The 20884-nt window shown below is 70.1% G+C and carries 18 protein-coding genes; 8 read left to right on the plus strand and 10 right to left on the minus strand.

Annotated features, from left to right (window positions below):
- The first annotated feature begins 135 nt into the window (after positions 1-135).
- Positions 136-3696 (plus strand): endopeptidase, encoded by a 3561-nt coding sequence (locus tag VZQ01_RS27445; RefSeq protein WP_426745118.1) that lies wholly within the window; start codon positions 136-138, stop codon positions 3694-3696.
- A gap of 81 nt (positions 3697-3777) precedes the next feature.
- Here the strand turns inward: VZQ01_RS27445 and VZQ01_RS27450 are convergent, their stop codons facing one another.
- Positions 3778-4302 (minus strand): hypothetical protein, encoded by a 525-nt coding sequence (locus tag VZQ01_RS27450; protein WP_223751378.1) that lies wholly within the window; start codon positions 4300-4302, stop codon positions 3778-3780.
- A 260-nt stretch (positions 4303-4562) separates the two neighbouring features.
- Positions 4563-5135: a MarR family winged helix-turn-helix transcriptional regulator gene (locus VZQ01_RS27455; protein ID WP_223751379.1), complete on the minus strand. Its 573-nt coding sequence runs from the start codon at positions 5133-5135 to the stop codon at positions 4563-4565.
- A gap of 115 nt (positions 5136-5250) precedes the next feature.
- On the opposite strand from VZQ01_RS27455, the gene VZQ01_RS27460 reads away from it, so the two are divergent.
- Complete coding sequence (locus VZQ01_RS27460; RefSeq protein ID WP_223751380.1) at positions 5251-5787, plus strand: carboxymuconolactone decarboxylase family protein; 537 nt, start codon at positions 5251-5253, stop codon at positions 5785-5787.
- A 79-nt stretch (positions 5788-5866) separates the two neighbouring features.
- On the opposite strand, the gene VZQ01_RS27465 is transcribed toward VZQ01_RS27460, so the two are convergent.
- Both VZQ01_RS27465 and VZQ01_RS27470 read right to left on the minus strand, forming a co-directional pair.
- Entirely contained in the window at positions 5867-6247 is a 381-nt protein-coding gene (locus VZQ01_RS27465) for a type II secretion system protein GspG (protein ID WP_426745119.1), read from the minus strand.
- A 302-nt stretch (positions 6248-6549) separates the two neighbouring features.
- Entirely contained in the window at positions 6550-7929 is a 1380-nt protein-coding gene (locus VZQ01_RS27470) for a M57 family metalloprotease (RefSeq protein WP_305070844.1), read from the minus strand.
- A 766-nt stretch (positions 7930-8695) separates the two neighbouring features.
- Between VZQ01_RS27470 and VZQ01_RS27475 the strand changes: the two genes are divergently transcribed.
- Both VZQ01_RS27475 and VZQ01_RS27480 read left to right on the plus strand, forming a co-directional pair.
- Positions 8696-9682: a methyltransferase gene (locus VZQ01_RS27475; RefSeq protein WP_223751383.1), complete on the plus strand. Its 987-nt coding sequence runs from the start codon at positions 8696-8698 to the stop codon at positions 9680-9682.
- 155 nt (positions 9683-9837) lie between these two features.
- The gene (locus tag VZQ01_RS27480; protein ID WP_426745120.1) at positions 9838-11565 is read left to right on the plus strand and encodes a carbohydrate-binding protein; all 1728 of its coding nucleotides are present in this window, start codon (positions 9838-9840) and stop codon (positions 11563-11565) included.
- Positions 11566-11813: 248 nt separating this feature from the next.
- Here VZQ01_RS27480 and VZQ01_RS27485 read toward each other — a convergent pair whose 3' ends face one another.
- On the minus strand, positions 11814-12074 hold the full coding sequence (locus tag VZQ01_RS27485) for a hypothetical protein (protein WP_223751385.1): 261 nt from the start codon (positions 12072-12074) through the stop codon (positions 11814-11816).
- A gap of 180 nt (positions 12075-12254) precedes the next feature.
- On the opposite strand from VZQ01_RS27485, the gene VZQ01_RS27490 reads away from it, so the two are divergent.
- A complete protein-coding gene (locus tag VZQ01_RS27490; RefSeq protein ID WP_223751386.1) occupies positions 12255-13190 on the plus strand; it encodes a LysR family transcriptional regulator in 936 nt (311 codons plus the stop codon).
- 27 nt (positions 13191-13217) lie between these two features.
- On the opposite strand, the gene VZQ01_RS27495 is transcribed toward VZQ01_RS27490, so the two are convergent.
- Complete coding sequence (locus VZQ01_RS27495; RefSeq protein WP_408889249.1) at positions 13218-13865, minus strand: SCO family protein; 648 nt, start codon at positions 13863-13865, stop codon at positions 13218-13220.
- 11 nt (positions 13866-13876) lie between these two features.
- Entirely contained in the window at positions 13877-14506 is a 630-nt protein-coding gene (locus tag VZQ01_RS27500) for a hypothetical protein (RefSeq protein ID WP_426745121.1), read from the minus strand.
- 166 nt (positions 14507-14672) lie between these two features.
- On the opposite strand from VZQ01_RS27500, the gene VZQ01_RS27505 reads away from it, so the two are divergent.
- Complete coding sequence (locus tag VZQ01_RS27505; protein ID WP_426745122.1) at positions 14673-15095, plus strand: FixH family protein; 423 nt, start codon at positions 14673-14675, stop codon at positions 15093-15095.
- A gap of 61 nt (positions 15096-15156) precedes the next feature.
- On the opposite strand, the gene VZQ01_RS27510 is transcribed toward VZQ01_RS27505, so the two are convergent.
- Positions 15157-15738 (minus strand): hypothetical protein, encoded by a 582-nt coding sequence (locus VZQ01_RS27510; RefSeq protein ID WP_426745123.1) that lies wholly within the window; start codon positions 15736-15738, stop codon positions 15157-15159.
- A gap of 99 nt (positions 15739-15837) precedes the next feature.
- On the opposite strand from VZQ01_RS27510, the gene VZQ01_RS27515 reads away from it, so the two are divergent.
- Together VZQ01_RS27515 and VZQ01_RS27520 are read left to right on the plus strand one after the other, a co-directional pair.
- Positions 15838-16887 (plus strand): serine hydrolase domain-containing protein, encoded by a 1050-nt coding sequence (locus VZQ01_RS27515; protein WP_426745124.1) that lies wholly within the window; start codon positions 15838-15840, stop codon positions 16885-16887.
- Between the two features lie 73 nt (positions 16888-16960).
- Positions 16961-17857, plus strand: coding sequence for a bestrophin family protein (locus VZQ01_RS27520; protein WP_223781536.1), 897 nt, complete (start codon positions 16961-16963; stop codon positions 17855-17857).
- Positions 17858-17861: 4 nt separating this feature from the next.
- On the opposite strand, the gene VZQ01_RS27525 is transcribed toward VZQ01_RS27520, so the two are convergent.
- Entirely contained in the window at positions 17862-19634 is a 1773-nt protein-coding gene (locus VZQ01_RS27525; protein ID WP_426745125.1) for a DUF6311 domain-containing protein, read from the minus strand.
- Between the two features lie 140 nt (positions 19635-19774).
- Entirely contained in the window at positions 19775-20860 is a 1086-nt protein-coding gene (locus VZQ01_RS27530) for an NAD(P)H-dependent flavin oxidoreductase (RefSeq protein ID WP_426745126.1), read from the minus strand.
- Positions 20861-20884 lie beyond the last annotated feature (24 nt).

Here is a 20884-nt window from a genome sequence, read left to right on the forward strand (position 1 = left end):
CGCGTCCCCAGAGGGGTTTCCGCAAGTCCGACAGTTCCTGAAAGTAGCGATTTTCACGCCCCGCAGATGCGGGCTCGACTGGACGCGTGCTCCCAGGGGGGAGTGTCTGTCTTTCGCGTTTCGCGGGAGGACCGCATGCGTCAATCGTCGAAGTGGGTCGCCTGTCTCGTGCTGTGTTGCAGCGCGCTGGCGTGGGCACTCCAGCCCTCACAACCGAGCCCGTTGGCGAGCCAGGCGTTCTTCAAGCCGGAGCTGTACCTGCCCGTCTCCAACGTGTCCCTGGATGAAGCCCGCTCGAAGCTGAAGGGCGCGGCGCCCGGCGCGTGGGACGACTTCTTTGCCCGCAACGGGCGCGACTTCCACGTGTACCTGGACCCGCTGACGGGCATGCCCTCCGCCGTCCAGGGCGCCATCCCCCTCATCCCCGGCAAGGGCGTGGGCAACACCGTGACGCTCGGCTCGCTCCAGCAGCAGCTGGGCCGCTCCACCGGCGAGGTCGACGAGGCCGTCGTCGCCGATGCACTCTTCAAGTTCCTGAGCGACAACGAGGCCGCGCTCGGCGTGGACCTGCGCCAGCTGGGCCAGCCCCGCGTGAAGCAAGTCACCGACGTGCTGTGGCACGTGCTCATCCCGCAGGAGGTCGACGGCATCCCCGTGCGCCACGGCAAGCTGGTCGCCACGCTCAGCCACGGCAACATGGTGCTCCTGGGGACGGAGGCGTGGAGCAACGTCACCGCGGCCACGAAGCCCACGCTGAGCCCCGAGCAGGCCCTGACGCTCGGCGGTGAGCGCTTTGGCCTCCTGGAGACGCCGAGCACGCTGTGGCAGGAGCCCACGCTGGAGCTCGCCCCCCTGGCCCGCGCCGACGCGGCCTTCGGCGAGGGCTACCGTCACCAGCTCGTCTGGACGTATGGCTTCCAGAACCCCGGTGAGGTGGAGCGCTGGAAGGTGACGGTGGACGCGCACTCTGGCGAGGTGCTCGCGCTCAAGGACGACAACCACTACCTGGACGCCACCATCAAGGGCGGCATCTATCCGTTGAGCAGCACCGGCATCTGCCCCGACAACACCACCTGCGGCACCATGCAGCTGGACACGCCCATGCCCTGGGCGAACACGGGCCTGGCCTCGCCCAACAACTTCACCGACGGCGCCGGCGTCTTCAACTACTCCTCCGGCAACGTCACCACCACGCTGGCCGGCCGCTACGTGCGAGTGAGCGACACGTGCGGCTCGCCCAGCACCAGCTCGGCCACCGGCAACCTCAACCTGGGCGGCGCCAACAACCAGCACGACTGCACCACGGGCGGCGGTGGCGCGGGCAACACGCCGGCCTCCCGCTCCGCCTTCTACGAGCTCAACCGCATCGCCGAGCTGGGCCGCGGCTGGCTGCCCAACAACACGTGGCTGCAGAACCAGCTCACCGCCAACGTGAACATCAACAGCACGTGCAACGCCTTCTGGAACGGCTCCACCGTCAACTTCTACCGCAGCGGCGGTGGTTGCCGGAACACGGGCGAAATCGCGGCCGTGTTCGACCACGAGTGGGGCCACGGCATGGATGACTTCGACTCCGGCGGCGCGCTGAGCAACTCCAGCGAGGCGTACGCGGACATCGCGTCCATCTACCGGTTGCAGGCCTCGTGCGTGGGCTATGGCTTCTTCGCCACGACGAACCTGGGCTGCGGCATGACGCCGGACGGCACGGGCTACAACCAGAACGAGGCGCAGGCGGGCGGGACGTGGTGCAACACCCGCTGCTCCGGCGTGCGCGACGCGGACTACCTGGCGCACGCGAACCAGACGCCGGCCACGCCGCAGAACTTCGTGTGCTCGCGCTGCTCCTCCGGCACCGGACCCTGCGGCCGTCAGGTGCACTGCGCCGCGGCGCCCGTGCGTCAGGCCGCGTGGGACCTGGTCGCTCGTGACTTGCAGGCCGCGCCGTTCAACTACGACTCCAACACGGCGTTCATCATCGGCAACAAGGTCTTCTACCAGGGCAGCGGCAACGTGGGCTCGTGGCACGCCTGCAACTGCTCGGCGGGCACGTCCGATGGCTGCGGCGCGAGCCACGGCTACATGCAGTGGCTGGCCGCGGACGACGACAACGGCAACCTCAACGACGGCACGCCGCACATGACGGCCATCCACGCGGCGTTCAACCGCCACGGCATCGCCTGCTCCACGCCCGCGCCCGCCAACTCCGGCTGCGCCACGGGCCCGAAGACGGCGCCCACCGCCACCGCCACGCCGAGCGACGGCCAGGTGGCGCTCGGCTGGAACAGCGTGCCCGGCGCCAGCGAGTACTGGGTGATGAAGACGGAGGGCTACGCGGGCTGTGACTTCGGCAAGGTGCGCGTCGCCACCGTCACCGGCACCACGTACACGGATGGTGAGGTCGCCAATGGCCGGCAGTACTGCTACTCCGTCGTGCCGGCCAGCTCCAGCGCCTGCTACGGCCCCGCCGCCGCGTGCACCTGCGCGACGGCCGGCGGTCCGTGCACGCCCCCGGGTGTCGCCACCCTCTCCACCCCGGCGGATGGGGCGGCCAACGTGGCGCTGTCGCCCGTGCTCGACTGGGCGGACGTGGCGGGCGCGACGTCGTACGAGGTGCAGGTGGCCACCGACGCGGCCTTTGGCACCGTGGTGCGCTCGGCGACGGCGCCCTCCAACAGCACCTGGAGCGTGACGCCCGCGCTGACGGCCAATACGCAGTACTTCTGGCGCGTGCGAGCGGTGAGCGGCTGCGGCGCCGGCAACTACAGCGCGGCCTTCCGCTTCACCACCGCGGACACCACCTGTCAGCCCGCGGCGGCCCCGGTGCTCGCCACGCCGTCCAATGGCGCGACGGGCGTCGCGCTGTCCCCCGTGCTCGACTGGGGGGATGTGACGGGCGCGACGTCCTACGAGGTGCAGGTGGCCACCGACGCGGGCTTCTCCAGCGTGGTGCGCTCGGCCTCGACGCTCCCCACCAGCACCTGGAGCGTGACGCCCGCGCTGACGGCCGGCACGCAGTACTTCTGGCGGGCGCGCGCGGTGGATGCGTGCGGCGCGGGCAACTACAGCGCGGGCTTCAGCTTCACCACCCAGACGGGCGGAGGCGGGACGTGCACGACGCCGCCCGTGGCCACGTATGACGCCACGCTCGGCACGCCGGTCTGCGGCAACGGCTGCGGCTGCGACACCGGAACGCTGGTCAACAGCCGTGGCAGCCAGTTCCTCGCGGCGGAGCCGAACGAGCCCAACACGCTGGATGGCTGCCCGGATGGTCCGTTCGGCTTCTACCACCTGGACGAGAGCATCGACCGTGTCGTGCTGCGCAGCGTGGACGGCGGGCCGATTACCCCGGGCAAGCAGGTCAAGGTGGACGTGACGGTGTGGTGCTACGACGCCACGGACAAGCTCAACCTCTACTACGCCCCCGTGTCCGGCTTCCCGCTCTGGTCCTCGCTCGTCACCGGCCTGCAGTGCACGGGCAGCGGCGCTAAGACCTTCAGCCACACCTTCACCGTGGGCAGCAGCGTGGGCCAGCACGTCCTGCGGGCCCAGTTCGTGGAGGCGTCCAGCCCGCAGCTGAGCTGCACCTTCGGCTTCTACGATGACAACGACGACGTCGTGTTCGGAGTCTCCGCCGCCGTCGCGTCCAGCCCCACCCGGCCCCAGGCCGTGCAGGGCCGCGCGAAGGTGACTCGCTGAGCTTGCTCCGGTGCCGCCAGCCCGCTCGTGTCAGGGGCTGGCGGTGCGCCAGGCGCGCCTCTTGGTGGAGTATCGCGAGACTCAGTCCACGCGGCGGCCGGTGAAGCTCACCACGTAGTTGCACGTGGGCGTGTCGAAGTTGGCATCCATGAGCTGGGTCCTGAGGTCGATGAATCCCTCGACGCGGTCTGCCTCGAGCGAATCGCTTTCGATGACGAAGCGCTGCACCACCGTCCCACTGCCGGTGTCGTCCTCGATGAAGGTCTCGAGGCCCACGAACTGGAACGGGCCTCGTTCGACCGAGGTTCCGTTGACGATGAAGGGCGTCTCATCCAGGGGGACCTTGTGGAGCTGGGTCCGGAAGTAGCCAGGGACCTCGATGCGCGTGTCGCCATGCTCTCCCGCGGTGATGGTCCATCGCTGCTTCGTAGAGACCTCCCAGGCAGCCGAGAAGCCCTTCCGGCCGTTGTCGCAGACGTAGGGCACGGCGCTCAGCTCGGCCTCGTTCAGCTCGATGTCGTAAACGCTCTTCTCGAAGCCGCACCCCGTCGACAGCATCACCACGGTGCCGATGGCTCCCAATCTCGCGAACGTCGCCTTCCGCATCCGATGCCTCCTCCGTTGGGGCCGTGAATCACCACCGCGTGCCCTGATGCAATGAGACCTCCTCCGAGGAGACAGGTTCAAGGAGGTGTCTGGATGCCACTCATCCGGCAACCATCTGCCTCCCACGGGGCGTCTCGCGTCTTCAGCACGCTCCGTGCGGCGCTGGGGCGACGGTGAAGTCGAAGCCCTCGGTGGGAAGGGTGTCCGGGAGCCGTTCCACCGGATGGAATCGCAGCCGGGCGCACGCACGGAGCCTCGTGTCAGTGAGGCACGGGCAGGGCTTCATGCTCCCGACACAACAACTGGCTGTCCTCGCGAGACAGCGGCTCGCGCGTCAGTCCGCAGCGGAAGCGCCCCGAGCCTTCGCGCTGGAAGTGCTTGCAGGTGGCGCAGGCGCCGAAGCTGCGCTGGGCGTTCGCCGCCTGCAGCGCGCTCAAGAGTCCGGTGAGCGCCTCCTCGAGTCCCTCGCCATCGCCGGGCAGCCGCGCCAGGGCCCGTTTGAAGAGCTCCGGTGGCAGGGCCGCCCTCAGCACGGCGCGGCCCTCGTCCGTCAGCAGCAGGTGGACGACGCGCCGGTCCTCCGTGTCCGCCTCCTTTCGGAGCAGCCCCTTCTCCTCCAGCAGCAGCAGCGTCTGGGACACGGTGCCCTTGGTGAGCCCCAGGTACTCCGTCAGCGCCGCGGGGGTGTTGCTGTAGCGATTGCACGCCTGCAGGTAGCGCAGCGCCTGCAGGTGCACCGGCTGCAACCCATGGGGCAGCCCCGCCGCCCGCTCCTCCGTTCGGAGCAGGTTCCCGAGTCGCTCGAGCAGCGCGTAGAGGCGGTCGCCGGCCATGGGTCAAAAGGTATCGTGTCGATACTGAGTTGACAAGCGAAGTGGACGGGCGCATTTAGTGTCGAGTCGATACCAATCGACCCGCTGAACCACCCGCAGTCCCTGGGAGCACCCCATGACGACGCCCCTGATTGCCCCTGTTGGCCCCTCGAACACGCCCGCGGCCTCCGAGCCCACGCTCGCCGCCCTGAAGACGAAGTTCGGGGGTGTGCCGAAGATGTTCTCCACCTTTGCGCACTCGCCCGCGGCGCTGGAGGCCGTGGCGGGCTACTTCAACGCCATGGGCGGCGCGAAGCTGTCCGCGCGCACGCAGGAAGCCATCGCCATCGCGGTGGCGGAGCTGAACCGCTGCACCTACTGCCTCTCCGCGCACACGGCGCTGGCGAAGGGGCAGGGGGTGAAGGCGGATGAGCTCACGGGGTTCCGCTCGGGTCGCTCGGCGGACCCGCGCGAGCAGGCCATCCTGGACCTGGCCGTGGCCATCGCCCGGACGCGGGCGGCGGACGTGGGCCCGCAGCTGGCGCAGGCGCGCAAGGTGGGGCTGAGCGACGCGGAGCTGGTGGAGGTGGTGGCCGCCGTCGCGCAGAACGTGCTCACCAACTACCTCAACGTCGTGGCGGGCACCGAGGTGGACTTCCCCCGCGTCGCCTGAGTCCTCGTGGAGGTCCCTGGCGTGTTCGCACCGTGTGAGGCCGAGCGGGAGGTCCCCGCCCGGCCCCGCGCGATAGTCGTCATCGCGCGTGCGGCGGCGCCGCGCACGGTGGACGTCGGCTCTCGGGATACCCATCCACGAGGTCGTCGCACTCGCAGCCGCGACGGCCGTCCGGGCCCAGGCTCCACATCTCCACGGCGTCTGCCTCGACCGAGTAGCCATAGGGGCGCTCCCAGGGGTCGAGCGGCACGGCCCCGATGATGAGCCCGTTCGTCACCAGGGCCTGGAACCCTTCTTCTCGCGTCGGGTATCGCCCTGTCTTCATCCGGTAGCCGACCAGCATGCGCCGGAGGTTCTTCAGGTCGTACTGGGCCCGGTCCAGCTGCGCCGCCTTGTAATTGGGGAGGATGACCGCGAACACATTGAAGCCACAGCAGGACAGCAGGCTGAGCGCCACCACCCAGGGCCACACCTTTCGTGGGCGCGGGCGGGAGTCCGGGAGGGGCGGTGGGGCGTCGGTGTCATTCATGGGCGCGGTGGCATTTCAAACCCCATGCCCGCATGGCCTCCTCGTGCGCCAAGGTCTGCTCCTGACTCCAGGCGCGTCATCCCGTCAGGGTGCTGCCCCGGGAGCGCGCCGTATTGGCAGGCAGGTGCTCGCCGATGGAGGCACCACGCGGCCCCGAGTCCCTCGCGGCGTCTGTGATTGGGTGAGACGGCCCGGAGCATTCTCCTCCGGGCCGCCCGTTGCCGCGAGGAGGACTACGGGCTCAGGGAGATGCTCCCCGCCCAGGAGCCGTAGGAGGACGAGGTGACGCCGTAGCGGCTGGTGCTCGTGTAGCTGCTCTGGCCCGGCTGGATGGTGACCGTGACATCTCCACCGGAGGCGGGAATCGCGCCCGCGTGCACGGCGGCCGCGCAGACATCCGAGTCATCGGTGTACAGGTCCGTGCCCCAGATCGACGCGCCCAGGCTCACCGTCGGGCAGCCGCAGCGGATGGCCCTCCCGGTCTGCCCGCGATAGGACGTCAAGTTGTAGGTCGAGCAGAGCGGCGTCGTCTGGGGCTGTGGAATCTGCGCCCCGATGAAGCGGTAGCTCCCGCCCCAGTAGCCGTAGGAGGACGAGGTGACGCCGTTGCGGGTGGTTCCGATGAACGTGCTCTGGGCCGGCTGCACCTCGACGGTCACCTTCCCCCCGCTGGGGGGCATCACCCCCGCGTGCACCGCGGCGCGACAGATGTCCGAGTCATCGGTGTAGTTGTTCGTCCCCCAGACCGAGCCCGAGCCCCCCGAGGAGCAGGCGCAGCGAAGCTGCTTCCCTGTCTGTCCGCGATACTCCGCGACGTTGACGCTCCCGCAGGGCTTTCCATAGAGCGCGAACAGCGCGTCGGCGTCCGAGCTGGTGAACTCGCCGCTGCTGTTGACGTGAGGGCAGGTGTTCATGACGGAGCCGTCCCACGTGGCGGCCTCCGGCGTCCCCGAGATGGGGATGGCGCCCACGCCCATGTCGCCCTCGTTGTGGCCGTAGTACTGCAGGCAGCTGATGTAGATGTTGTAGTAGTCCGAGTGGCGCAGGCCGAGCGCGTGGCCAATCTCGTGGGTGATGGTGTGCTCGGTGACGTCGAGGGAGAACTCGCCCAGCTGGGTCGTCATCGTGATGTTCGCGTAGGGCAGCCCGAGATCAGGGAAGCCCGCCCTGCTCACGTTCTCGGAGGTGGGCGCGATGGTGATGTTCGCGGTGCAGCCGTCGGTCGGACCGCGCGCGAGGGTGAAGCGCAGCCCCAGCGCGTTGTAGTTCTCGATGGCCAGGTCGAGCCCCTGGCGCAGGAAGATGTAGTCGTCGTACCCAGGCGCGGGGTTGATGCAGATCTTCGTCACGTGGGCGCCGACGAGGTTGGTCGTGCGGAACTGCTCCTGGCTCCCCTCGGTCGCCTGAAGCATCTCGCGGGACGCCTGGAGCGTCACGTGCGCGTCGCCGCCCACGAACACCGCCTCGTCGATGACCTGGATGTCCCGGGCCGGGTAGCCCGCCTCGATGAGGTTGGCGATGATCTCCTCCTGCTCCATCTGAGGCTCGACACCGCCACAACCGGCCAGCCATGCGACACCGGTCGCGGCGAGGACTGCTGCCTGCTTGAACATGGATGCTCGTCTATCTGACAACGGGGAATGCGCCGCCCGGCGTGGGCTTCGCGCCAGGTCTCATAGCGTGCCCCCACCCCAAGTCCTCAGTGACATGTCTGGATGATAAATCCCTCTCGAACCCCGAGATTCGAGACAGCTGAGCGCTGTCAGAGCTTGCTGCTGAAATGGTCTCGCACGCTGGCGAAGACCTGGTCCGCGCGCGGCGCCGGTGGCGCTGGCCGCATGGGACGTCAGGACGACCTTCCCACAGGCCGCGAGGGTGGGAGGGACGTCCGGCGCGTGCTCGAAGACACCCTGGCTGGCGTCGGCGATGCGCCCTCCTGGAGCGCGCGGATGAGCGCCGCCTCGTCGACGATGGACCCTCGCGCGATGTGGCTCAAGAACCCCCGGGGTTCTCATGCATCCAGCGCCTGTGCTGCCATCAGGCCACGAGTGCCCGCGCCCTCCTGGCAATACCAGCGCCGTCCCGCGCGGGGCGCTCCGGGAGCCACCTTGGCGAAGGGGCCTGCGGGACGCATGAAAGGGCGCCCCGGGCCGGGCACCTCGGCGCCCCCGGTGTTGGAATGGCCCCTCCCCGCGGGGCTGGCGACAACCCCTTAGTCAACGCTCCGTGACGGAGTGCGCCATGTCAGTCATTGTCATGGGATACAGCATCTGTGTTCATTTGAAGGCAGGGCGGTATGCGGGAGTGTCTGGGTCGTTCCCGGGTCCAGGTAGAATTTCAGCTTGCAGGCAATTGAAGGCCTGCCGACCAGGAGCGCACATGCAACGACTTCCCGCCCCAGCGTTCATCTTCAACCTCACCACGTCGTATCTGGCCCCGCGGTGTCTGTATGCGGTTGCACAGCTCGGCGTGGCGGACGTGCTGGGGACGACGCCGATGAGCACGGAGGAACTGGCGAAGGCGACGGGGGCGCACGCGGACTCGCTGCACCGGATGCTGCGCCTGCTGTCGGCGCAGGGGGTGTTCGAGCGGCGCGCGCAGGGCTGGGCGCACACGGACTACTCCGAGCACCTCAAGGCCAACCACCCGCACTCGCTCAAGGCGCTGGTCATGATGTTCAACGACGACATCAACTGGCGCAGCGCCCAGGCGCTGACGGTGTCCGCGCGCACGGGGCAGACGGCGTGCGACACGGTGACGCCCGGCGGCCTGTGGCCGTATCTCCAGTCCCACCCGGAGGACGCGCGCATCTTCGACGCGGCGATGACGGGCAAGTCGCACATGGCCATCGCGGCCATGCTCCAGGCGATGGAGTTCCACCGCTACGAGCACATCGCGGACATCGCGGGTGGCCGCGGCCACGTGCTGTCGGCGGTGCTCGACGCGACGCCCCGCTCGCGCGGCACGCTGTTCGACCTGCCCCACGTCGTGGAGCACGCGCAGGCGCATGCCCGCATGCAGAAGCAGGGCGGTGACTTCTTCGTCGGGCCGCTGCCGCGCGCGGACGCGTACATCGTCAGCAACATCCTCCACGACTGGGCGGACCCGCAGGCCATCTCCATCCTGCGCAACATCCGCCAGGCGGCGCCGGCCCACGCGGAACTGCTCGTGCTGGAGATGATGCTGCCGGAGGGGCCGGAGCTGCACCCCGCGCTGGTGATGGACATCGTCATGCTGTCGCTGGCGGGCGGACGCGAGCGCACCCAGGTCCAGTACGACGTGCTCTTCGCCGAGGGCGGCTTCAAGCTGGACCGCGTCGTCCCCACCCAGGGCCCGTACTCCATCATCGTGGGCAAGGTGGCGTGAGCCGTCCGCCCGACGCGGGAGGAGGTAAACCCTCCATTTCGTTGAAGATGTCACTGTGTGACAAGAACTGACCCGCGGGTCCGCGTGCAGGTCGCGCGGACTCCGCGTGGAGTCGGGCTAGGCTGGTGGCCTCCTTTCCCCTCAGGAGCCACCTCATGATTCGGAGTCTCTGGGCGCTGTGTCTCGTCGTCTGCCTCACGTCGGCCTGCTCCTCGGAGGACCCGCCCGATGAGGGCCCCGACTCGCTGGGGGACGCGGGGACGGCGGATGGTGGGCTGACGCCGGACGGTGGCAACCCTCCCGCGGACGGCGGTGCGGGCAACCCGGATGGTGGCGGCGTCACCGAGGCCGCGTGCGAGCCGTTCGGCCGCTTCGGCCCGCCGGGCAACACCCTCACGCTGCCGGGGCCCAACGCCAGCAACGGGGAGATGTACATCCCCAACGTGCAGACGCGTTACCCCGACGTGGACTGGAGCACGCTGGACCGGCTCTACATCCCGGCGGGCAACTACACGCTCATCAACCTGGGCAACCTGCCGCAGCGCCCGGCGAGCCGGCCGTTGGTCATCACCAACAAGGGCGGCCAGGTGGTCATCCGTCCCAAGGCGGGCAGCACCCAGGGCTACATCTGGTCCATGGGCGGCGGCTCGAACTGGGTGCTCACCGGCCGGTATGACCCGGACTCCGGCACCGGCCACGCGGACTTCCCGGGCCACCGCTGCGGCCAGTACGCCACGTCGCGCAACCGCTACGGCATCCTGAGCGATGGCATCTTCCTGAGCGAAGGCCACATGGGCGTGGGCATCGGGGACGCGCACAGCTTCGAGCTGGAGTACCTGGAAATCACCCGCTCGGGCTTCGCCGGCGTGCGCATCAACCGCGCGGCGAGCGGGGGCGTGGCGCCGCCGCTCAACGACATCAAGCTGCACGACCTCTACATCCACGACACCGCGAGCGAGGCCATCTACTTCGGCTCCACGCAGGGCGCGCCCACGCCGCTCGCCACGAACCTCAAGGTCTACAACAACCGGCTGGTGCGCACCGGCAGCGAGGCGCTCCAGGTCCAGAGCCTGGGCGACGGGGCGGAGGTGCACCACAACGTCTTCGCCTTCGGGGCCATCGACTGGCGCGCCGTCTTCCAGCAGTACCAGGACAACAATTCCCAGGCCACGGTGCGCTCGGGCCGCATCCGCTTCCACCACAACGTCTTCGTGGGAGGCGCGGGCGCGCTGCTCAACTTCTTCGCCCAGCCCGAGTCGGGCGACGGGCCGCTCGACGTGGACTTCACCGACAACTACTTCGCGGACACGCTGTCTTTGGGCATCTGGTTCGGTGGCACCGTGGGGACGGGCTCGAGGTTCCTCTGGGAGCGCAACGCCTTCCGCGGGCTGGAGTTCGGCTACCAGAGCGTCTATCCGACCTCCTCGGACCCGGGCGTGGTGCTCAGCAAGGCGAACACCGTCACCTCGCCCATCACCTTCAAGGACAATCGCTGGGAGGGCGGTCGCCGGCTCATCGCGGGGCTCACGGGCGGCACCGGCACCGTGGGCCCCGTGACGGCCACTGGCAACGTGAACGGCGCCGTCCCCGCGCTCACCTTCGTGAACACCGGCCTGCCGGCGGGGACCGCGACGCGCGCGCTGGAGATGTGGACGGACCGCGCCATCCGTGCCCCCAGCTCACCGGAGGTGACGTACGCCGCGGGCGCGCTGGTGATGCACGACGGCCAGCTCTACCGGGCGCGCGCGCAGCACACCAACAAGGTGCCGCCCCAGAACGCCGCCCTCTGGGAGCTGCTGCCGCCCCCCGCCGATGACCTGCGCACCGCCCCCGGCACCGAGTGGCACACGAAGGGCGTGGGGCTCCTCGACGTCGCGCCGTGAGCACGGCGTGAGCCTTCCAGACGGCGTCTCCGGGCGCGGCCTTCGAGACGGCCCTCGCGGCCAACCCCCGTCGCCCTCACGGACACGGTGGAGGGACAGGGCGAGGCCCTCGAGTACGCGCCGAACGGCTCGGGCTGCTTCACCATGAGCGAGTCGGGGACGCCGTTCCGGCTCGAGCGCGTCGCCCGTCAGTCGCGGGAGGGGTGCTCCCGGGCGCCGCCACGGGCTCCCGGGAGCACTCCGGTGGGTCAGGTGCTGGAGCCGTCACAGCCCCAGGCGGCGCCGTCGCAGCGAATCCAGTTGCTCCCGTAGTCGCACTCCCAGGTGCCGTTGCACCGGAGCACCGAGCCGTTCTCGCAGATGAGCTCCAGGAAGCACGGGCCGGGATAGGCCGAGGGGTCCTTCTGCTCGTGCTCCTGCTCCGAGGCGCCCGCGACGGCCGCCGGAGGAACCACCGCCGCCGCGAGTCCGACCACTGCGCCCAACGTCACCGCGAGCCACGTCTTCATGGGGACCGCCTTTTCGTGAAGGGGAGCCCAAAGACTAACATCATCCGGTGACATGGGTTTCAGGGTGGCGGCTGTTCCAGCCTTGTCGACAGGCGATGGCTGGGGACACGGATGTTTTCATTCGGGTAAGAATCATGGGGTCCCCGGGACTCCCTCCCTGGACACTTCGAGGACGACGTCATGGACCAGCTCACCGCGATGCGGGTGTTCGCCCGGGTGGTCGAGGCCGGCACCTTCACCCGGGCCGCGGACACCTTGAAGATGCCCAAGCCCTCCGTGACGAAGCTGGTGCAGGGGTTGGAGGCGCACCTTCAAGTGAAGCTGCTCCAGCGCACCACGCGGCGGGTGACGGTGACGCCGGAGGGCGCGGCCTACTACGCGCGGACGTCCCGGCTGCTGGCGGACCTGGAGGACATCGAGGCGGACGTGTCGAGCGCGCGGACCCGGCCCCGGGGACGTCTGCGGGTGGATGCGGGCTCGTCGGTGTCCAACTTCCTGCTCATCCCCGCGCTGCCGTCGTTCCGGGAGAAGTTCCCGGACATCCAGCTGGAGCTGGGGGTGGGGGACCGCTCGGTGGACCTGGTGGGGGATGGCGTGGACTGCGTGATTCGCGGCGGCGTGTTGCCGGACCCGGCCCTGGTCGGTCGGCGCATCGGTGAGCTGGAGTTCGTGTCCTGCGCCACGCCGGGCTACCTGAAGCGAAGGGGCACTCCGGCGCAGCCCACCGACTTGCAGGATGGCCACGACATCGTGAGCTACTTCTCCACGCGGACGGGGCGGGTGATTCCGTTGTCGTTCCTCCAGGGCGAGGAGCGGCTGGAGGTGCTGGGGCGCGCCAGCGTGGCGGTGAACGAGAGCACGGCGCATCTGACGGCGGTGCTTGCGGGGCTGGGCGTGACGCAGCTGCCGGAGTTCGTCGTGCGCCCGCATCTGGCGAGCGGCGCGCTGGTGCGGCTGTTGCCCGAGTGGCGATGCGAGCCGTTCCCGGTCTTCATCGTGTATCCGCAGAACCGGCACATGAACGCCAAGCTGCGCGCCTTCGTGGACTGGGCGGTGGAGCTGTTCGCGCCGTTCCGCGCGCGCGGTGAGGTCCGTCAGGCGGCCTCGGGACGGTGAGCGGGTGGCGTGAGGCGTAGCGGTCCGTCAGCGCGCGGCGTGGGCGAGGGCGGAGGCGTCCTCGAGGAGCTGCTCCAGCCCCTGGGGGTCCTCCGTCACGCGGTAGTAGCCGCGGAGCCGACCCGCGGCGTCCACGAGGACGAAGTGCTCGCCGTGGAAGAGGGAGAGGAAGTCGTCCTCGTCGGCTTCCTCGGCACGGCCCATCATGACGCGGAAGCCCTTCAGGACGGTGGTCTCCACCTGTTCCAGGGGGCCCGTGACGAGGCTCCAGTTGGCGGTGTCGAGGGCGTGGTCCCGGGCGTAGGCAGCGAGCCGTTCGGGCGTGTCGTAGCGCGGGTCCACGCTGAAGGACACGAAGTGCACCGGGACGTCCTGCTCGCGGGCGCGTCGCTGGAGTCGGGCCATGCGCTCGGTGAGCAGGGGGCAGACGGTGGGGCAGCGGGTGAAGAAGAAGTCCGCGACGACGACGCGGCGCTCCAGCTGGGCCTGGGTGAAGGCGCGGGCCTCCTGGTCCCGCAGCTCGAAGTGGGGCAGGGGGCCGAAGTCGGGAAGGCTTCGGGCTTTCGCTGCGAGGGTCCGTGATTGGAGCCAGGGCCACGCGCCCACGACGAGCAGGCTGAGGCTCGCGCCAATGGCGAGCACGGGGAGGAGGCGACGGCGGGGCCTGGTGTTCATGGGCGGGGTGCTCAGTGCTGGAGCCCGCAGGTGTCGAGGCATCGAGCGTCCTCTTCCACCTGACGAGCGGTTTCGGGGTGGGTGAGGGCGTTCGTGTAGATGCCGCGCACGGAGCCCAGGGGGTCGACCAGGAGCAGCAGTGACGTGGCGTCCTCGGCGGGATGTCCCCGCGTCACCGCGCGCATCGCCTGCTCCAGGGCGTCTCCCCGCCACAGCCTGCGCCAGCCGCGGGGCAGGGGACTGGGGAGGGGGACGGGTGGTTCGTCCCGCGTGACGAGGAGGACGTCCACGCCGAGCCCGGAGGCCTCCAGGCTCGTGTGCACCGCGAGCAGGCCAGCGGGCTGGAGTTCGGACTCGGAGAGGAAGTGGAGCAGGGTGACGCGGCCTCGGAGGTGTTTGTTCTCGAGCGGGCGGCCCGCGTCGTCGCTCAGTGAGAAGGCGGGCAGGGGGCCGTAGTCGGGGAGCACGGGCGAATGGGTCGTCGCCGGACGTCCTTCGTGCAGCGTCTTCCCGATGACGCCGACGAGCGCGGCGCACGTCAGCACGAAGAGGAGGATGCCCAGCCACTCCAGCAGCGTGAGGAACCAGAGCATCGCCGAGGACGGGCGACGATGCGTCGGCGGATGAGCGGGCGCGGACATCGTGCTGACGACATTGACTCAAGCTCTGTCGTGGCGAACGCGGTGAATTGTCGCAGGGCGCGGGACGCATGCCTGGTTGCGGCAACATGTCGCAAGGGGACGGAGGATTTGTCTGGCTACAGTCACCGTGGGGCGTGATGAAGACACGCGTCCATGGAGCGTCGACGTGAGGACATGGGTCGTGTGGATGATGTTGTCGGGAGCGCCGGCGTTCGCGACGCCGCGCTCGCAGGCCGAGGCGAGCACCGCGGAGTCCGTGGTGGGGATGACGCAGAGTGCCTCGGGACGGTGGCACGTGAAGGTGCTGTCCACGGCGACGCCGCTGAAACGCGGGCCACAGCGCTTCACCGTTCGCGTCTCGGATGCGGCGAACGGGAAGCTCGCTCAGGGACTGGAGTTGCGCGTGCAGCCGTGGATGCCGTCCATGGGACATGGCATCGATGAGGCCCCTCGCGTCACGTCGCGCTCGGATGGCGTGTTCGAGGTCTCGGAGCTCGACCTGTTCATGCCGGGGACGTGGGAGCTGCGCTTCACGCTCGCGGGGCGGGAGCAGGACACCGCGAGCGTGACGCTCAAGCTGGGCAGATGAGGTGCGCGTGAGGACCGTGCCCGGGTCGGGCGAGGACTGAGACGTCCGCGAGGGAAGCGGCTCAGGTGCTCGCCTTCTTCTTCGCCGGGGTCTTCCTGGCGCCTGCCTTCTGTTTCGAGGTCGCCTTGGTGCCGGTCTTCTTCGACGCCACTTTGCGCGCGCTGGCCTTCTTCGCCGGGGCCTTCCTGACGCCTGTCTTCTGCTTCGAGGCCGCCTTGGCGCCAGTCTTCTTCGACGCCGACTTCTTCGCGGGCGTCGTCTCCAGGCCGCTCAGCGCCTTCTTCCACTGTTGGATGTACTCGGCGCGCGACGCCGCGTCGGGGAGCCCTTCCATGTGCAGCGCGACGGTGTGCCCTCGCGCGGCCGGGAGGACGCGGAGCTGCGCGGTCCTCGGTCGCGGCCAGTCCGCGCGCGTCAGGCGGATGCGCAGCAGGGCCGGCGCACGCACCCGGACCGCCAGGACCTCCGTCCCATCCTTCAGCGTCGTCCGCTCACCCTCCTTCAACGCCGCGCGCGGCGAGGAGAGCCACCGCCCCAGGCCCGAGCCCTCGGCCCAGTTCCTCCAAGCGTCCTCGGCGCTCATGTCCATCGTGTGGCGAGCCCCTGCCGCATACGTTCCATCCGCCGCGAGACCTGCGAGCATTCTCCATCTCCTTTGCCGCCCACGATGGACAGGCGCGCACGTCCGGGCAACCGGGAAGTGACGCTGCGGACCCCCGCGGCCTTGGTGTAGAGGAGCCTGGTGACCCCACCCCCGTCCATCGCCGTCGACTTCATCGAGGAGGAGACCCGCCGCTATGTGCGGAGCTACCGCTCGGCATCGCTGTGCGCCGGCGTCACCTGGCGCGGTGAGTGGCATGTCCAGACCTACCGGAAGCAGGGCAACGCTCCCGCCTACGAGGCGCTCTTCGGCCTGGGCGGCCTCACGCAGGTCTTCACCGGCGCGCTGCTCGCCCTGCTCGTGGACAAGGGCCAGGCGCGGCTGGACATGACGCTCGGCGAGGTGATTCCCCGCGCGCTGCTTCCCGACGCCGACGCGGGGCGCATCACCCTGGAGCAGCTGGCCACCCACACCGCCGGGATGCCCCACCTGCCGCCCAACCTGGACGCGCCCGAGTCGCGACCGGAGGACCCGTTCGGTCACTACTCCGCCCAGCGCTTCGGCGACTTCCTGCGCGGCTACCACCCGACCGCTCCACCCCCGCGCCCCTTCTCCGAGTCCCTGCTCGGCATGGGCGTGCTGGGACATGCGCTCTCACGCCGCGCGGGCGTCAACTACGGGCACGCGCTCCGCGACTGGCTCTTCAAGCCGCTGACGATGAACGACACCTCGACGCGCGTGACGGAGGAGCTGGCGCCCAGGCTCCTGCCGGGCCACACCGCGCGAGGCCGCCCCGTGCCCGGATGGACCTTCCCCGCGCTCCCCGGCGCCGGCGCGCTCCACTCCACGACGCTCGACCTGCTGAAGTTTCTCGACGCGTGCCTCGGCCGCGAGGACGCGGGCCTGGCGCGTGCGCTCTCGATGACCTGGGTTCCCCGCGCGGAAGCGGGCAAGGTGCGCATGGGGCTGGGCTGGTCGCTCTCCCAGGTGAGGGGCCACACCGTGGCGTGGTGCTCGTCGGTCATGGGGGGCTATGTGGGCTTCATCGGCCTGGCGCCCACGGCGGATACGGGCGTGGTGCTGCTGGCGGACCACGGGTGGTCGCTGTTCGCCGCACTCCGGGGGCGCGTGCCCCTGGAGGGGCCGGGGTTCGCGCTCCTCTCCCGCCTCATCGCACAGCCGCCGGAGTAGTTGGCGCGACACCCCTTCCGAAAAAGGTTGCGGCCTCATGACGAGGGCGTGGCAGGTTACGCCCACCGACACCATGGTTGAGTACGACCCGCATCGTTGGTGGAGTTACTTCCACTACCTCAAGGGCTCGATGGTCCGCGAAATCGTGGCCCGAGTCATGGTCTGCGTCCTGTGGTCCCTGGGCGTCGCCCTCTTCCACACCCACGTCCGCTCGGTGGCCATCCCCGCCACGGTGCACACCCTGGCCGGAATCTCGCTGAGCCTCCTGCTCGTCTTCCGCACCAACTCCTCCTACGACCGCTTCTGGGAGGGCCGGAAGCTCTGGGGCGGCATCGTCAACGAGACGCGCAACCTGGCGCGCGCCTCGGGCGTCTTCCTCCAGTCCCAGCCCGTCCTCTACACCGCGATTCTGAGGTGGACCGCGGCCTTCCCCTTCGCCTCCGCGTCGTCGCTGCGAGGCAAGGCGTCGCTGGGCCCGCTGGCGCAGGAGCTGCCCGCGGACGAGGTGGCCCAGGTGATGGGCGCCCAGCACGTGCCCTTCGCGGTGACACGCAAGCTGAGTTCGCTGCTCGACGCCGGCCGCCGCGAGGGACGCTATTCCGAGTACGTGCAGATGCAGCTGGACCAGAACGTCCAGCTCCTCCTCGACTACCTCGGCGGCTGTGAGCGCATCCGCAAGACGCCCATCCCCTTCGCGTACGTGATGCACCTGCGCCGCGCGCTGCTCGTGTATTGCTACACGCTGCCCTTCGCCTTGCTGGACGCGCTGGGCGGGCTGACGGTGCTGGCCACGTTCTGCGTCGCGTACGTGTTCTTCGGCATCGAGGAGATTGGCGTCGAGATCGAGGACCCCTTCGGCCACGACGACAACGACCTGCCGCTGGACCTCATCTGCTCCACCATCTACGCCAACCTGACGGCCATCATCCCCGCGCAGCCGCAGCCGACGCAGCCGCCCCCGACGACGTGAGCCCTCAGCGGCCCGTCACGGGCGCCGCGTCCGAGGGCGCGTCGCGGACACACAGCCAGAGGCCATCCTCGGGCGTACAGCGTGTGCCCGGGATTCGCTGGAGCTGGGCCACGCGCGCGGGGATGGACAGGTAGACGGTGCGCGAGTCCAACCGGCCCGCCGCGATGTCCGCGTCCAGGCCCAGGCAGTACTCCTGGGCGCGAGCGTCGTCGAGCCGTGTCACGTAGCCGCTGTTGAAGGTGAGGCCCAGCAGGTACGCGCGGTAGGCCCAGCGGTGGTAGTCCATGGGGCCCGCGCGGCAGCCACGGCCGGAGCTGTCATGCATCTGCGGTGGGTAGAGGACCAGGTGCTCGCGTCCCTTCGACGCCGCGGTGAGCTCGGGAGAGGGGGGCGTGCCCCAGCGGCCCGCGCCCTGGTTCGCCTGTCGGCCCTCGCCCAGGTTGAGGTCCATCACCTGGAGGCCGAGCAGCAGGCCCGCGAGCAGGGGAGCACGCGCGGGGCTCAGCCTCCTGGCGAGGACCAGCGCTCCGCCCAGGAGCACCAGGTAGTAGAGCGGCCAGATGAAGCGCCCCGAGGAGCGGAACGCCTCGACCCACGGCAGCACGGGCCGATAGAGCGCGGACAGGTCGGCGACGTCCTTGCCCAGGAAGGTCACCCGCGAGGACAGGGCGAAGAAGGCGAGCCCCACGGACAAGACGCTCACGGGGAGCCAGCGTCGCCACAGCGCGAGGTGCGGCGTGGGCTGGCGCGCGAGCAGGACGGCCGCGAGCAGGGCCCCGAGCAGCCCTCCGGCGCCGAGGTAGCCGAACCCCTCGTATTGGCCTCCGAGTCGAGGCAGCAAGGGCAGCAGGCGCGACCAGTTGTAGTGGTGGCCGTGCGGGTTGAAGAGCGTGTTGAGGTCCGCGGAGAACTCGCCGAAGCCGCCCGCGCCCACGGGGGTGCGGGTGCCCAGGTAGCCGAACACGAAGAAGAGCCCCAGCATGGCCGCGACACATGCCACGGCCGCGAGCAGCGGCACCTTCACGGGAAGCTGTCGCTCCAGCGCGGTGCGCGCGCAGAGGGAGATGGCGAGCGGCAGCGTCATCACCGCGATGACGGGGTGGATGCCCGCGGTGAACACGCAGAGCGCCAGCGCGAGCCAGAGGGCCTGGCGTGCCGCGCGCGCGTCTGGCTGGGGGATGAGGTGCAACCCCACGAGCAGGACCAGGGGCCAGTGGGTGCAGAGCGCGACGTGCGACAGGGCCATCCGCGACAGCAGCGTGGGGGACAGCACCAGCAGCGCGCCGACACACGCCTGCTGTTGCTTGGAGGCGCCCAGGCGCTGGGCGACCCAGGCCGCGGCCGCGCCCTGCAGCATGAGACACAGGCACAGCCACGGGCCGACGTACTGGAAGGTCGTGGGCAGCAGCGGGGAGAGGGGCCGCAGCAGCAGGCCCACCCAGGGCATCGAGTCCGTGTACCCGAGTGAGGTCCCCAGCGGATGGATGTAATGGGGGGTCGACCCCAGCGGGAAGCCCAGCGGGGCCTGCCGGAAGTAGAGCCACCCCATCAGGTGCTGGCTGAAGTCGTCGCGGATGAGCCAGCCGATTTTCCCAGGCTGGAGCGCTCCGGCGCCGAGGGTCGCCAGGAACGTGAGCAGCCCCGCGAGCGCTGCCAGGAGTGGTCCCTGCTGCTCGTCGCACCACCGGACGAAGGGGGGGCGGCGCGACGTCTCCGGGGGAGGGGACGCCGGGGCTGCGGGGGACAGGGCGGTGCTGGAGTCACTCGCGTCCGACATGGGCGGTGCTTGAGCACGGGACTTCCCGCCCCGTCAAGGCGGGGCGGGCAGCGGAGCGCTCCACCTCGGGCGCTGTCGTCGTGACGAGGCTTGAAGGCCCGTCGTCCGGCGCGGGTGACGGAGGCGTGAGCGCCCGGCCTCTACAGTCCCGCGAGCCGTCCCAGCACACGCGTGGTGTCCTGCTCGAGGAAGTCGACCAGCGCCGCCGCGCGCGTGTGCCGGATGAGGGGCGCGTTCTGTCCCGCCCACAGCGACAGCAGGTCCTCGCGTCCCTGCCGGGCCGCCGCCTGGCGCAGCGGCTGGGTGAGCCAGTTCTGGATGGGGTAGGGCGGCACCTCCCGCTCGTGCGGCGTCATCTCCCGCAGGAAGCGGTTCTTGATGCCGCGCGCGTAGCGTCCGGAGAACACGCGCGTGAGCACCGTGCCCCGAGCGGACTCCTGGCGCAGCGCCTGCCGGTAGACGTCGCTCGCGTTGGACTCCTCGCACGCGAGGAAGGCCGTGCCCACCTGCACGCCCTCGGCCCCCAGCGCCAGCGCCGTGGCCACCGTGCGCCCATCCGCGATGCCACCCGAGGCGATGAGCGGCGTCTTCACCCGGTCCGCCAGCTGGGGCACCAGCGCCGTCGTCGCCGGGGACTCCTCCGCCGGCCGGAGGAACGAGGCCCGGTGGCCTCCCGCCTCACTGCCCGAGGCGACGATGAGGTCCACCCCCGCGGCCTCCAGCGCCAGCCCCTCGTCCACGTTCGTCGCCGTGCCCGCCGTGAGGATGCCCGCCGCCCGGCACGCCTCCAGCACCCGCGCCGAGGGGATGCCGAAGATGAAGCTGAACACCGGCGGCTTGAGCGCGAGCACCGCCTCCACCTGCGCCTCGTAGTCCTGGGAGAACGCGCTCGGGTACGTGGGCTGCGCCAGCCCCAGCTCGTCGTACCAGGGCTTCAGCCGGTCGACGGCCGCCTGGAACTCCGCGGGCGTCGGGCGCAGCGCCTTCTCACCCTCCAGCGGCACCCACAGGTTGATGGCGAACGGGCGCGAGGTGAGCCCCCGCAGCTCGCGGACGGTGGCCTCGATGTTCTCGGCGCTCAGGTGATGGGCACCGAACGAGCCGAGCCCCCCCGCCTCGGACACGGCCGCCGCCAGCCGCGTCGAGGACATCCCTCCGCCAAACGGCCCCTGCACCAGGGGGAGCCGGGTCCCCAGCTTCCGTGCCACGCGCGTGTCGGTCCACATGGAAAAGCCCTCGTCGTCGTTCCA

It is taken from the genome of Myxococcus faecalis (assembly GCF_050039385.1).
GTDB lineage: Bacteria > Myxococcota > Myxococcia > Myxococcales > Myxococcaceae > Myxococcus > Myxococcus fulvus.

Coding starts and splice junctions, on each gene's coding strand:
- VZQ01_RS27525 (WP_426745125.1), bottom strand. CDS start 19,634: ATGTCGGACGCGAGTGACTCCAGCACCGCCCTGTCCCCCGCAGCCCCG.
- VZQ01_RS27510 (WP_426745123.1), bottom strand. CDS start 15,738: ATGCTCGCAGGTCTCGCGGCGGATGGAACGTATGCGGCAGGGGCTCGC.
- VZQ01_RS27470 (WP_305070844.1), bottom strand. CDS start 7,929: ATGTTCAAGCAGGCAGCAGTCCTCGCCGCGACCGGTGTCGCATGGCTG.
- VZQ01_RS27445 (WP_426745118.1), top strand. CDS start 136: ATGCGTCAATCGTCGAAGTGGGTCGCCTGTCTCGTGCTGTGTTGCAGC.
- VZQ01_RS27475 (WP_223751383.1), top strand. CDS start 8,696: ATGCAACGACTTCCCGCCCCAGCGTTCATCTTCAACCTCACCACGTCG.
- VZQ01_RS27520 (WP_223781536.1), top strand. CDS start 16,961: ATGGTTGAGTACGACCCGCATCGTTGGTGGAGTTACTTCCACTACCTC.
- VZQ01_RS27500 (WP_426745121.1), bottom strand. CDS start 14,506: ATGTCCGCGCCCGCTCATCCGCCGACGCATCGTCGCCCGTCCTCGGCG.
- VZQ01_RS27485 (WP_223751385.1), bottom strand. CDS start 12,074: ATGAAGACGTGGCTCGCGGTGACGTTGGGCGCAGTGGTCGGACTCGCG.
- VZQ01_RS27480 (WP_426745120.1), top strand. CDS start 9,838: ATGATTCGGAGTCTCTGGGCGCTGTGTCTCGTCGTCTGCCTCACGTCG.
- VZQ01_RS27490 (WP_223751386.1), top strand. CDS start 12,255: ATGGACCAGCTCACCGCGATGCGGGTGTTCGCCCGGGTGGTCGAGGCC.
- VZQ01_RS27530 (WP_426745126.1), bottom strand. CDS start 20,860: ATGTGGACCGACACGCGCGTGGCACGGAAGCTGGGGACCCGGCTCCCC.
- VZQ01_RS27450 (WP_223751378.1), bottom strand. CDS start 4,302: ATGCGGAAGGCGACGTTCGCGAGATTGGGAGCCATCGGCACCGTGGTG.
- VZQ01_RS27460 (WP_223751380.1), top strand. CDS start 5,251: ATGACGACGCCCCTGATTGCCCCTGTTGGCCCCTCGAACACGCCCGCG.
- VZQ01_RS27455 (WP_223751379.1), bottom strand. CDS start 5,135: ATGGCCGGCGACCGCCTCTACGCGCTGCTCGAGCGACTCGGGAACCTG.
- VZQ01_RS27495 (WP_408889249.1), bottom strand. CDS start 13,865: ATGAACACCAGGCCCCGCCGTCGCCTCCTCCCCGTGCTCGCCATTGGC.